At 59.5% G+C, this 12,363-nt stretch carries 10 protein-coding genes; 5 read left to right on the top strand and 5 right to left on the bottom strand.

Annotation, left to right across the window (positions count from 1 at the left end; translation table 11 throughout):
• Positions 1-201 precede the first annotated feature (201 nt).
• The 5 genes from phnR to ACPDZI_RS09410 all read left to right on the top strand — a co-directional run bounded on the left by phnR (position 202) and on the right by ACPDZI_RS09410 (position 6,616).
• Entirely contained in the window at positions 202-939 is a 738-nt protein-coding gene (phnR, locus tag ACPDZI_RS09430) for a phosphonate utilization transcriptional regulator PhnR (protein WP_438834407.1), read from the top strand.
• Positions 940-1,059: 120 nt separating this feature from the next.
• Positions 1,060-2,079, top strand: coding sequence for a putative 2-aminoethylphosphonate ABC transporter substrate-binding protein (locus ACPDZI_RS09425; RefSeq protein ID WP_438834406.1), 1,020 nt, complete (start codon positions 1,060-1,062; stop codon positions 2,077-2,079).
• 284 nt (positions 2,080-2,363) lie between these two features.
• Entirely contained in the window at positions 2,364-3,458 is a 1,095-nt protein-coding gene (locus ACPDZI_RS09420; RefSeq protein ID WP_438834405.1) for a putative 2-aminoethylphosphonate ABC transporter ATP-binding protein, read from the top strand.
• Positions 3,455-5,191, top strand: a complete 1,737-nt coding sequence (locus ACPDZI_RS09415; RefSeq protein ID WP_438834404.1) for a putative 2-aminoethylphosphonate ABC transporter permease subunit — start codon at positions 3,455-3,457, stop codon at positions 5,189-5,191. Before ACPDZI_RS09420 ends, ACPDZI_RS09415 begins: the two co-directional genes overlap by 4 nt.
• An 18-nt stretch (positions 5,192-5,209) precedes the next feature.
• Positions 5,210-6,616, top strand: a complete 1,407-nt coding sequence (locus ACPDZI_RS09410; protein ID WP_438834403.1) for an FAD-dependent oxidoreductase — start codon at positions 5,210-5,212, stop codon at positions 6,614-6,616.
• 116 nt (positions 6,617-6,732) lie between these two features.
• On the opposite strand, the gene ACPDZI_RS09405 is transcribed toward ACPDZI_RS09410, so the two are convergent.
• From ACPDZI_RS09405 to odhB, 5 genes are all read right to left on the bottom strand, one after another.
• A complete protein-coding gene (locus tag ACPDZI_RS09405; RefSeq protein WP_043118980.1) occupies positions 6,733-7,188 on the bottom strand; it encodes a YcgN family cysteine cluster protein in 456 nt (151 codons plus the stop codon).
• A gap of 373 nt (positions 7,189-7,561) precedes the next feature.
• Complete coding sequence (locus ACPDZI_RS09400) at positions 7,562-8,590, bottom strand: hypothetical protein (RefSeq protein ID WP_273776556.1); 1,029 nt, start codon at positions 8,588-8,590, stop codon at positions 7,562-7,564.
• A gap of 270 nt (positions 8,591-8,860) precedes the next feature.
• Positions 8,861-9,733 (bottom strand): succinate--CoA ligase subunit alpha, encoded by an 873-nt coding sequence (gene sucD / locus ACPDZI_RS09395; RefSeq protein ID WP_005300222.1) that lies wholly within the window; start codon positions 9,731-9,733, stop codon positions 8,861-8,863.
• Positions 9,733-10,899, bottom strand: coding sequence for an ADP-forming succinate--CoA ligase subunit beta (gene sucC, locus ACPDZI_RS09390; RefSeq protein WP_016350506.1), 1,167 nt, complete (start codon positions 10,897-10,899; stop codon positions 9,733-9,735). The genes sucD and sucC overlap by 1 nt, the downstream gene beginning before the upstream one ends.
• Before the next feature lie 222 nt (positions 10,900-11,121).
• Positions 11,122-12,309, bottom strand: coding sequence for a 2-oxoglutarate dehydrogenase complex dihydrolipoyllysine-residue succinyltransferase (gene odhB, locus ACPDZI_RS09385; protein WP_011705800.1), 1,188 nt, complete (start codon positions 12,307-12,309; stop codon positions 11,122-11,124).
• Positions 12,310-12,363 lie beyond the last annotated feature (54 nt).

The raw sequence follows: 12,363 nt of genomic DNA, 5'->3' as shown, positions 1-12,363 counted from the left end.
TAACTGCCCCGCCAAGGTCAAAGGGGTGGCGCTACGTGCAACAAAAAATTCATTTTCAGCGCCGGGATCGCGATAATCTAGGAAGCCTGAACAGCAGGGGCGATTCTGGTATCTACCAATGCATGTTGATGTCGCCGTTTAACGACCGGGCAAATGACCAGCCCTGTGCCCAGCCCATTGCCCAACTCATTGCCCAACTCATTGCACACTCATTGCATAACTAAGGATTTTCATGAGCAAACCGCAATATCTGCAGATCAAGGATGCCCTCGCCAACCAGATCCTGGCGGGGGGCTGGCCCCCAACGACAAGCTCCCCTCCGAGCGGCTGCTGGGGGAACTCTATGGCACCACAAGGGTCACCATCCGCGAGGCACTGGTTCAGCTGGAGGCAAACGGCCTTATCTATCGGGAGGATCGCCGCGGCTGGTTCGTCACCCCGCCGCGTTTCAGTCTCAACCCCAGACGCACCTCCAACTTTCACCAGATAGTGCGGGAGCAAGGTGGCGAGCCGCGCACCGAGCTGCTGGAGAAAAGCCGCCAGGCAGTACCGCCCGCGTTGATGGCGCAGTTGCAGCTCAAGCCGTTCGACAGCCTGTTTCTGCTCAAGCGGCTGCGCTACGCCAACGGGCGCGCCATCTGCTACTGCGAGAACCACTGCCTGCCTGAGCGGGTGCCCGGCCTGCTGGAGCTGGATCTCAACGGCAGCCTGACCGAGATCTACCAGGCCCATTACGATCTCCACTACGCCCGCATGCAGGTGCGTTTCTTCCCCACCGCCCTGCCGGACGCGGTGGCCAAGGCGCTGGGGGCCACCGCCGGTCTGCCCGCCCTGCGCCTCGAGCGACTCAACTTCGATCAGCACGGCCGGGTACTCGACTTCGATCTGGAGTACTGGCGCCACGACAGTCTGGAGATCGAGGTGGATACCCAGGATTAGTCACGGATAAATCAGGAACGGCAAAACGTCACGGGGCTGTCACGGTCACGTCATAAAGATCCCCTAGCCTCTCTCTCGACCAATCTGGTTTATACCAAACCAATTTAACTGGAGAAGAGGATGAAACAGGGAACCCATCTGCTGGCCGCCGCCGTGCTGGCTGCCATGACCGCCCCGGCACTGGCCGCCACCGATCTCACCGTCTACACCGCCTTCGAACCGGAGCAGCTCAACGAGCTGAAAACCGCGTTCGAACGCCAGCATCCGGACATCAACATCAAGTGGGTGCGTGACTCCACCGGCGTGGTCACCGCCCGCTTGCTGGCAGAAAAAGCCCAGCCCAAAGCGGATGTGGTATGGGGATTGGCCGCCACCAGCCTGATGCAGCTCGATCAGCAGCAGATGCTGAGTGCCTATGCACCGAAAGGACTGGATAAGCTCGACAGCCGCTTTCGCGACAGCAAGGCCAAGCCGCACTGGATCGGTCTGGACGCCTTCTTCAGCGCCATCTGCTTCAACAAGGTAGAGGCGGAGAAACAGGGGATCCCGGCCCCCACCAGCTGGGCCGACCTCACCAAGCCCGTCTACAAGGGCAAGGTGATCATGCCTAACCCCAGCTCCTCCGGCACCGGTTACCTGAGCGTTGCTGGCTGGCTGCAGACCATGGGCGAGCAGCAGGGCTGGCAATTTATGAACGGACTGCACCAGAACATCGACCGTTACACCCACTCGGGCTCCGCCCCCTGCAAGCTTGCCGCCAGCGGCGAGACGGTGATCGGTATCTCCTTCGACTTCCCGGCTACCAGCCTCAAGGCCAAGGGTGCCCCCATCGAGGTGGTATTCCCGAAAGAGGGGTCGGGCTGGGACATGGAAGCCGCCGCCATCATCAAGGGCACCCCCAAGCTGGAAGCCGCCAAACAGCTGCTCGACTTTGCCGCCACCGAACAGGCCAACGCCCTCTACAACAAGTCGTTCGCAGTGGTCGCCATCCCCGATGTAGCCCAACCGAGAGCGGGCTATCCGGCGGATATCAAAGGCCAGATGATCGACAACGACTTTGGCTGGGCCGCCCGCGAGCGCAATACCATTTTGGCCCAGTGGAGCGCCAGCTTCGACGGCAAGACCGAAGCCAAGCAGTAAGCGTGAAGGGCGGCGGTTTGTTCACGCCCCACACACCGCCACCAATAAACTGCCAGTCGAAGGCCAACAGGTGTTGGCCTTCCCTTTTTGGGTTGCGCTCACTGTTTTCGTTTCACTTTTTGTTTCACTCCCAATTAGCGACGCTTCGCCCATCCACACAGGGCCTAGCCACTTGCTGGCGACCCGATCTCATCTGACTGTCATCAAGCTGTCATCCCTCGATCACCTGACCGTCACACTTCACCTGCAAACTGGTATATACCAAATCAGTAGCGAGTCGAACCATGACCCAGCCCTATCTGGACATTCAACATCTCAACAAGCAGTTCGGTGCTTTTCAGGCCCTCAAGGGGATCTCTCTGACCATTGAGCCGGGGGAGTTTATCTGCTTTCTCGGCCCCTCCGGCTGCGGCAAGACCACCCTGCTCAGAGCCATCGCCGGGCTGGATCTGCCGGACAGCGGCGAGATCTGGCAAGGGGGGCGCAATATCTCCCGGCTGCCGCCCCAGCAGCGCGACTTTGGCATCGTGTTTCAGTCCTATGCCCTCTTCCCCAACCTGACGGTGGCCCAGAACATCGCCTTCGGCCTTGAGAATCAGGGGCTGGCACGGGATCTCATCAAGGAGCGGGTCGATCACTGGCTGGGGCTGGTGGATCTCACTGCCCAGTCCCACAAATACCCAAGCCAGATCTCCGGCGGCCAACAGCAGCGGGTGGCGCTGGCCCGGGCGCTGGCCCTCTCCCCCGGCCTGCTGCTGCTCGACGAACCCCTCAGCGCACTGGATGCGCTGGTGCGCACCCATCTTCGCAGCGAGATCCGCGCCCTGCAGCAGCGCCTTGGCATTACCACCATCATGGTGACCCACGATCAGGAAGAGGCGCTGACCATGGCCGATCGCATCGTGGTGATGGAAGGCGGCCGCATCGTACAGGTGGGCACTCCACAGGCGATCTACCACCAGCCTGCCAGCCGCTTCGTGGCAAGCTTTGTCGGCACCATGAACTTCCTCGAGACCCTGGTGCTGAGCCCCACTCAGGTGCGCCTCAACGAGCAGCCGCTGACACTTGCCAACCGGGCCGCCGCCGGCAGCAAATTGCAGGTGGCGATCCGCCCAGAGGCAATCACCCTGAGTGCACCGAGCGAGCCGTATCTTGGGCAACATGGCATTGAAGCTACCATCGATCAGGTGGAGTTTCTCGGCGCCGCCCAGCGCCTGATCTGCACCGCCGACACCTATCTGGGCCCGCAGCAGATCCTGGTGGAGCGCCCGACCCACGAGCTGCCCCGCCACGAACAGGGTGGCTGGCGCAGCGGCATGCGCTGCTCGCTGCACTGGCCTGCCGGGGCGATGCAGCTGTTTGAAGGAGAGCGCCCATGACAACCCCCTTTGCGACCTCCTCCCTGTTGCCGCCAGCGACAGCCCGGCAAGACGGCCGCTGGCAGCGGCTCTGTCGCGGCTGGAGCCGTGATCAGCTGCTGCAACTGACTCTACTAGTGCTCGGCATCGCCCTGCTGGTGGGGGGCCTCTTGCTGCCGCTGCTCACCATGCTGCAAAAGAGCCTGCAGGATGAGAACGGCCTCTGGGTGGGCCTTGCCAACTTCAGCGCCTACTTCGACTCCCCTCATCTGGGGCGCACCATCGGCAACACCCTCTGGCTCGGGGTGCTGATCACCGCGCTGGTGGTGACCATCGCCTTTGGCTACGCCTATGCCCTCACCCGCACCTGCATGCCAGGCAAGCCCCTGTTTCGTCTCATCGGCCTTATTCCACTGTTGATGTCCTCCCTGCTGCCCGCCATCAGTCTGGTCTACTGGTTTGGCAATCAGGGGATCGCCAAAGGGCTGCTCGGCGGCGAGAGCATCTACGGCCCCATCGGCATCGTCATTGGTCTGGGCTTCTGGTGCTTCCCCCACGCCCTGATGATCCTTATCACGGCGCTCGGTCAGAGCGACGCCCGCCTCTATGAAGCCTCCCGGGTGCTGGGCAGCAGCGGCTGGCGTACCTTTGTCACCGTCACCCTGCCTACCGCCCGTTATGGCCTGCTCAGCGCCGCCATCGCGGTCTTCACCCTCACCATCTGTGACTTCGGGGTGGCCAAGGTGATTGGCGGCCAGTACAGCGTGCTGGCCACCGACATCTACCGGCAGGTGATCGGGATGCAGAACTTCTCGCTGGGCGCCGTTGCCAGCGTCACCCTGCTGCTGCCGGCACTGTTGAGCTTTGCGCTGGAGCACAGAGTGCGCAGCAAGATACAGGAGCAGAGCAGCACCAAGGTGGTGCCCTATCAGCCCAAACCCCATCGGCTGCGGGATCTGCTGGCGCTCGGCTGGTGTACCCTCTGGGCCCTGCTGTTTCTGGCGCTGGTGGGGATGGCCGTTTACGGCTCCCTGGTACAGTTCTGGCCCTACAACCTCGGGCTGACGCTGGATCACTACGCCTTTGACAGCAACAGCGTCTACGGCTGGCAGCCCTTTACCAACACCTTGCAGCTGGGCCTCTATACCGCGCTTATCGGCACCGTGCTGGTGATGGTGCTGGCCTGGGCGCAGGAGAAGGGGCGCCACTTCGCGCCGCTGCGCCAGCTGCTCCATCTGCTCGCCATGCTGTCGCTGGCGGTACCCGGCATGGTGCTGGGGCTGGGCTACATCTTCTTTTTCAACGGCAATCCGCTGTTTGGCGGCCTCTACGGCACCCTGCCACTAATGGTGCTCTCCTGCGCCATCCACTACTACACCGTGGGCCATATGACGGCGCTAACCAGCCTCAAGCAACTGCCCAAGGAGCTGGAGCTGGTAGCCATCTCATTGCGCATTCCACTCTGGAAGGCGTTCTGGCGGGTCACCCTGCCCGCCTCCCTGCCAGCGCTGCTGGAGATCTTCATCTATCTGTTCGTCAACGCCATGACCACCACCTCGGCGGTGATCTTCCTCTATTCGAGCGACAGCGTGCTCGCCTCCATCGCCGTGCTGAACATGGAGGATTCCGGCGATACCGCCGCGGCCGCCGCCATGGCCACCCTGATCCTGCTGGCCGCCACCACCGTCAAGCTGCTCCAGCTCTTTTTGAGCCGCGCCCTGCTGGATCGCACCCAGCGCTGGCGCCACCCATAACCTTATCGAGGAGTCATCATGTCCACTCTCCCCTTCTGGCTGGCCGAGGCGCTCGCCGCCGAACATCCCGCGCCGCCCACGCCCCTTCACGGCCACCACGAGGCCGATGTCTGCATCGTCGGTGGCGGCTTTACCGGGCTGTGGAGCGCCATCGCCCTTAAACAGGCCGAGCCACACTTGCGCATCATGGTGCTGGAAAAAGACCTGTGCGGCAGCGGCGCCTCCGGGCGCAACGGCGGCTGCCTGCTCACCTGGTCGGCCAAATACCTGACCTTAAAGCGCCTCTTTGGCGAAGAGCAGGCCGCCTGGCTGCTGCAAAGATCCGAACAGGCGGTACACGAGATCGCCCGCTTCTGCGAAACGCACAACATAGAGGCAGAGCTGAGGGTCGAGGGCACCTGCTACACCGCCACCAGCGAGGCGCAGCGCGGCCTGATGGAGCCGGTATTGCGGGAGCTACAGCGCGCCGACCTTAACCAGTGGCAGGCGATTGAAGAGGGTGAACTGGCGAGCCAGAGCGGCTCCCACGTTCATCTGGAGGGGCTCTACAGCCCCCACGCTGGTTCGGTGCAACCGGCGCTGCTGGTGCGTGGCCTGCTGCGGGTGGCGCGGGAGCTGGGGGTCGAGGTCTATGAGCACTCTCCCATGCAACGCCTTGAGGCGGGCCTGCCGGCACGGGTGCAAACGCCGCAGGGTGAGGTGCGTGCCCGCAAGGTGGTGCTGGCCCTCAACAGCGCCATGGTGCAGCACTTTCGCGAGTTTCGCCGCAGCATAGTGCTGGTCTCCTCCGATATGGTGATAACCGACCCCGCGCCGGATGCACTGGCCGCCCAGCAGCTTGCGCACGGCCGCTCCGTGGTGGATGGCCGCACCTTTGTCCATTACTATCGCTCCACCCCGCAAGGGCGGTTGATGCTGGGCAAGGGGGGCAACACCTTCGCCTTTGCCAACCGCCATCTGGCCGAGTTCGATGCGCCTAGCCGTTATCTTGCCCCTCTCACCCGCACCCTGCGCCGCTTCTTTCCGGCGCTCAAGGAGGTGCCCATCGCCGCCAGCTGGTGCGGCGCCTCCGACCGCTCGGTGGATGGCCTCCCCTTCTTCGGCCATTGGCGAGGGCAGCCCAATATCGTCTATGGCCTCGGTTACTCCGGCAACGGGGTGGCGCAGAGCTGGATGGGCGGCCAGATCCTGGCGGCCTTGGTGCGCGATGAAGTGCGGGAAGCGGACAAACCGTGGCGTGAATGCTCGCTGGTCAGCGGCCCGCGTGGCTACTTCCCGTCCGAACCCTTTCGCTGGCTGGGCGCCATGGCGGTGCGCAATGCCATCAGGCGCAAAGAGCGGGCGGAAGATGAAAACCGTCCGGTGGCCTGGTATGACAAACAGCTGGCCAAACTGGCCGATGCCGCTGGCAAGGCGGACAAATAGGCGCCTTCACAGCGCTTCGGAAAGCACCAGAAAGCCGAAGGGGCAGGAGAGTGATGACTCCCCTGCCCCTTCGCAGTTGGTACAGCTCGCGACTGGCCCGATAGACAGGCCTGGCGTTAGCTGGCCCAGGTAATGATGTGATCGATCCAGTCGCCGGCATCCACCTCGTGCACCACCTTGCCGCGCACCGACTGGCCGGCCTGGTGCATGGCGCTGCGGCTGCCGGTGATCAGCGGATGCCACTCTGGCAGGCCCTGCCCCTCCGCCAGCAGGCGGTAGGCACAGGTCGACGGCAGCCAGTCATATTCGGCAATCTTGTCGTGGGTGATCTGCAGGCAGTCCGGTTCTTTTTTGAAGCGGTTGCCGTAGTCGGAGCACTGGCAGGTCTTGGTATTGAGCAGGTTGCAGGCCACGTTGGTGAACACCAGCTCCTCGGTGTCCTCGTCGATCAGCTTGTTCAGGCAGCACTTGCCGCAGCCGTCGCACAGGGACTCCCACTCCGTCATGGTCATCTGTTGCAGGCTTTTAACCTGCCAAAAGGGGGCGTTCTGCACGGGTTCACTCTGCTGCATAAAAATTGGCTCACTCAATACACTGACAAGCGCGTGGTTATACGCCCTATGGCCCGATTTTTCAAGGTTGGTGGAAGAACCTTGCTCGCCTACTCACTAGTAGCTATCGGTAAAACAAGGGGAGACAAATAGATACAAGACAATAAATTTTGAAATTCTAATGTTCCCATGATGGGTTGAATTGCCCTATTGAGTATCAGACTTTCTTGGTCAAGGCATTACTCTATCAGTAGCCACATCAAACAATTGCAATGTCAAAAATGGCATTTCACTCGAATAAATGGGAAAGCATTAACAATGTTTTTCAAGCATCCAATTACACTGTCATAATACAACCACACTGCATATGCAGATATGGTCTGTAACTAATTTACTATTTTCTCTCAATCATTTTTTTAAGCTCATCTAATTTTGTCATGGTTGCATAGAAAGTTTGATATCCATGGTCTTCTATCTTACCTGTTGCGCTCCACGTCGGCACATCTTTAATGTTCTTATTTACAGTGTGAAATTGACCTTCATTACTCAGGCTGCTTACATAATTGAAAGCTGCTGCCAGTTGTATTTTCTGAGCGCCAGACAAAGTGCTTATTATGTCACTAAATTGAGTGGGCGTTAGCCCTAAACGAGCTTGCACCGTAGCACTAATGCTTCTAGTGCTTATGTATGCAATTCCTTGTGCCTGCATGACAAATGTTGCTAATTTAGTATCCTTTGGTAAATTCCGATAAATACTGCTGATATCATTTCCCACTAAAAATTGGGATATGCGTAAACCAGACACGATTGTAATTCCACTATTCTGATAGCCACCCTGCCCATCAATTTTCCCATAGGGGTCAGCTTCTACATCGAATCCACCACCGGCAGTGCTGCTCCACTGAAATATAAACGTATTACCATCTGACAACTTTGATAATACTTCCGCCTGTAAAGATTGAAATTCTGACTGAGCAGTAGATGCACTCTCAATCTCCGCTGTGCACTCTTCTTTTCCTGCATTTTTGCAAGTAGCCTTAACAAGCAATTTGGTAACTAAGTCTTGTGATTTTTTCTCTAAATTAGTGAGGCTGTTTTTAATGTCTTTTATTTTTTTACCAGGATTTCCTGTCACGGGGTAGTCATATTCGATGACTTTCGACTTATCTGTACTCAGACATATCATTGAATATGGCACTCGATAACTACTCGCAACGCAAGGCATTCCTACAGTATCTATAGGAAGTTGGCCATTGATTGCAAGAAAGCGACTTTGAAATGGAATGTCATTAAAGTAAGATGAAATACCGCCATCATTTTGAGTCGAGCTAGTCAGTTTATCTACTGCACTTAGATTACTAGAACAGCCGGAAATAAGTGCAGAAGAAACACAAAAGAAAAACATACCTTTAGAAGTCATCATATTACCCTCTCCAGCAGCATTGATATTGATATCATTTGCAAACCATAAGAATATAGTCCGCCATTCAGCATGTGCAAATTTTATTATTATGACTCTATCGTTTACATGATAGTCTTCAATTCATCGCACGCAGAGACCAGTGCCTTCATCGCGCCCCTTTGAGCTGAGATTTGTACTGAATTAAGTTACGCAGGCAAAAAAGCAAACTATCCCCATAAAAAATGCCGCCCCAAGGGCGGCATTTTTATCAGAGATAACAGGCAAAATAACTTACCAGCCGGTTACTTCACGCAGGGCCTTGCCGATATCGGCCAGGGAGCGCACGGTTTTCACGCCGGCATCTTCCAGGGCGGCAAATTTCTCGGCCGCGGTGCCTTTACCACCGGCGATGATGGCGCCCGCATGACCCATGCGCTTGCCAGCCGGGGCGGTGACACCTGCGATGTAGGAGACCACCGGCTTGGTGACGTGGGCCTTGATGTAGGCCGCCGCATCTTCCTCGGCGTTGCCGCCGATCTCGCCGATCATCACGATGGCTTCGGTCTGCGGGTCATTCTGGAACATCTCCAGGATGTCGATGAAGTTGGAACCCGGGATGGGGTCGCCACCGATACCGACGCAGGTGGACTGGCCGAAGCCCTCGTCCGTGGTCTGCTTGACCGCTTCATAGGTCAGGGTGCCGGAGCGGGAGACGATGCCCACCTTGCCCGGCTTGTGGATGTGGCCTGGCATGATGCCGATCTTGCACTCACCCGGGGTGATGACGCCCGGGCAGTTCGGCCCGATCATCCGCACGCCGGTTTCCTGCAGCTTCACCTTGACGTCCAGCATGTCCAGGGTCGGGATGCCTTCGGTGATGGTGACGATGAGCTTGATGCCGGCATCGATGGCTTCCAGGATGGCGTCCTTGCAGAACGGGGCCGGAACATAGATGACGGAGGCGGTGGCGCCGGTGGCTTCCACGGCGTCACGGACGGTGTTGAACACCGGCAGGCCCAGGTGGGTGGTGCCGCCCTTGCCCGGGGAGACGCCGCCAACCATCTGGGTACCGTAGGCAATCGCCTGTTCGGAGTGGAAGGTACCCTGACCGCCGGTAAAGCCCTGGCAGATCACCTTGGTGTCTTTGTTGATCAGAACGCTCATTATTTGGCCTCCGCTGCTTTTACCACTTGCTGAGCTGCGTCAGTCAGACTCGTTGCGGCGATGATATTGAGGCCGCTGTCGGCCAGTTTACGGGCACCCAGTTCGGCGTTGTTGCCTTCCAGACGCACCACCACGGGCACTTTCACCCCCACTTCCTTGACGGCGCCGATGATGCCTTCCGCGATCATGTCGCAGCGCACGATGCCACCGAAGATGTTGACCAGCACGGCTTGTACCTTGCTGTCAGAGAGGATGATCTTGAACGCCTCGGTCACCCGCTCCTTGGTGGCGCCGCCGCCGACGTCCAGGAAGTTGGCCGGTGAGCCGCCGTGCAGGTTGACGATGTCCATGGTACCCATGGCCAGACCCGCACCGTTGACCATGCAGCCGATGTTGCCATCGAGCGCCACATAGTTCAGCTCCCACTGGGCGGCGTGCGCTTCGCGGGGGTCATCCTGGGACGGATCGTGCATCTGGCGCAGCTTGGGCTGACGGTACAGGGCGTTGGCGTCGATGTTGATCTTGCCGTCCAGGCAGTGCAGGTTGCCCTGGGCGGTGATCACCAGCGGGTTGATTTCCAGCAGGGCGAAGTCGCAGTCCAGGAACATCTGGCCCAGACCCATGAAGATCTTGGTGAACTGCTTGATCTGCTCGCCAACCAGACCCAGTTTGAAGGCCAGCTCGCGGGCCTGATAAGGCTGCGGGCCTACCAGCGGATCGATGGCGGCTTTGTGAATGAGTTCCGGGGTTTCGTGGGCGACTTTTTCAATCTCCACGCCACCTTCGGTAGAGGCCATGAAGACCACGCGGCGCGAACCACGGTCAACCACGGCGCCCAGATAGAGCTCCTTGGCGATGTCGGTGCAAGATTCCACCAGGATCTTGGTGACCGGCTGACCGTTGGCGTCAGTCTGATAGGTCACCAGGTTCTTGCCGAGCCAGTTCTGGGCGAAGGCACGGATCTCGTCCTTGCTCTTGGCCAGCTTGACGCCGCCCGCTTTACCGCGGCCACCGGCGTGGACCTGGCACTTGACGACCCAGGTGTTGCCGCCAATCTTGTCGGCCGCTTCGGCCGCTTCCTGCGGGGTGGCACAGGCATAACCTTCGGAGACCGGCAGGCCATACTCGGCAAACAGCTGTTTTGCCTGATATTCATGCAGATTCATAGATGCTCTATCCGTGTTGTAGGTATTTCCGTCCGGGGCTCGTGTTTCTCAATCCCCTGTGAAAGGGGCCAAGGCGGCCCCTCGTTATCTTTCTAATTTCACTTTCACTCAGACGTTCCGTCGGGGCCGGGTTGACCCCCGCTTGCCGCCGAACGGGAAGTCCGGCGGCAAGCTTGTGGCGCGAGCCGTCAAGCCGAGGGCTTGCCGGTCCGGCCGATTTCTTTAGACGTCCAGCAGCAGACGTGTCGGATCTTCCAGCAGTTCCTTGATGGAGACCAGGAAGCCCACCGACTCGCGGCCGTCGATGATGCGGTGATCGTAGGAGAGCGCCAGGTACATCATCGGCAGGATCTCAACCTTGCCGTCGACGGCCATGGGGCGGTCCTGGATCTTGTGCATGCCCAGAATGGCGCTCTGGGGCGGGTTGATGATCGGGGTGGACATCAGGGAGCCGAACACGCCGCCGTTGGTGATGGTGAAGTTGCCGCCGGTCAGTTCATCCACGGTCAGCTTGCCGTCACGGCCCTTGCCGGCCAGGTCTTTGATGGCCTTCTCAATGTCGGCCAGGCTCATGTTGTCGCAGTCACGCAGCACCGGGGTCACCAGACCACGGGGGGTGGAGACGGCGATGCTGACGTCGAAGTAGTTGTGGTAGACGATGTCGTCACCGTCCAGCGCCGCGTTCACTTCCGGGTAGCGCTTGAGGGATTCCACCACCGCCTTCACGTAGAAGGACATGAAGCCGAGCTTGATGCCGTGCTTCTTCTCGAAGATCTCGCCGTACTGCTTGCGCAGCTTCATGATGGGCGCCATGTTGATCTCGTTGAAGGTGGTCAGCATGGCGGTGGTGTTCTTGGCCTCCAGCAGACGCTCGGCGATGCGCTTGCGCAGACGGGTCATGGGCACGCGTTTTTCAGTGCGACCGGCCAGCGGGGCGACCGGTGCAGCCGGGGCTGCAGCGGCAACCGGGGCGGCGGCAGGCTTGTTGCCACCCTTGATGAAGGCTTCCACGTCTTCCTTGGTGACGCGACCGCCCTTGCCGGTACCGGTCAGCTTGGCGACGTCGATGTCATGCTCGGCCACCAGGCGGCGCACGGAGGGGCTCAGACCATCGGCAGCGTCATCGGCCACCGCTTCGACCGGCTTCTCCTTGGTCTCTTCGCCGGCCACCGGGGCAGGCTTGAGCATGGCGATCAGCTGGCGGGAGAGCACGGTGGCCCCTTCGCTTTGCAGGATGTCGCCCAGCACGCCGGCTTCCGGCGCCGGCACTTCCAGCACGACCTTGTCGGTCTCGATGTCGACCAGCACTTCATCACGGGCAACCAGATCACCCGGTTTCTTGTGCCAGGTGGCGATGGTGGCATCCGCCACTGATTCCGGCAGGTCCGGTACTTTGATCTCGATAGTCATCTAATCAGTTCCTTGTTACTTCTTGGCCAGCAGGCTTGTTCCAGAGTCGGAGAG

The sequence above is a fragment of the Aeromonas oralensis genome (assembly GCF_049665575.1).
Classification (GTDB): domain Bacteria; phylum Pseudomonadota; class Gammaproteobacteria; order Enterobacterales; family Aeromonadaceae; genus Aeromonas; species Aeromonas hydrophila.
This window is presented reverse-complemented; position numbering and strand designations above follow the sequence as displayed.

Bases quoted from the DNA above. Each gene is read 5' to 3' on its own strand.
- sucD (WP_005300222.1), bottom strand. From the start codon at position 9,733: ATGAGCGTTCTGATCAACAAAGACACCAAGGTGATCTGCCAGGGCTTT.
- ACPDZI_RS09425 (WP_438834406.1), top strand. From the start codon at position 1,060: ATGAAACAGGGAACCCATCTGCTGGCCGCCGCCGTGCTGGCTGCCATG.
- ACPDZI_RS09405 (WP_043118980.1), bottom strand. From the start codon at position 7,188: ATGCAGCAGAGTGAACCCGTGCAGAACGCCCCCTTTTGGCAGGTTAAA.
- ACPDZI_RS09410 (WP_438834403.1), top strand. From the start codon at position 5,210: ATGTCCACTCTCCCCTTCTGGCTGGCCGAGGCGCTCGCCGCCGAACAT.
- ACPDZI_RS09400 (WP_273776556.1), bottom strand. From the start codon at position 8,590: ATGATGACTTCTAAAGGTATGTTTTTCTTTTGTGTTTCTTCTGCACTT.
- ACPDZI_RS09420 (WP_438834405.1), top strand. From the start codon at position 2,364: ATGACCCAGCCCTATCTGGACATTCAACATCTCAACAAGCAGTTCGGT.
- odhB (WP_011705800.1), bottom strand. From the start codon at position 12,309: ATGACTATCGAGATCAAAGTACCGGACCTGCCGGAATCAGTGGCGGAT.
- sucC (WP_016350506.1), bottom strand. From the start codon at position 10,899: ATGAATCTGCATGAATATCAGGCAAAACAGCTGTTTGCCGAGTATGGC.
- ACPDZI_RS09415 (WP_438834404.1), top strand. From the start codon at position 3,455: ATGACAACCCCCTTTGCGACCTCCTCCCTGTTGCCGCCAGCGACAGCC.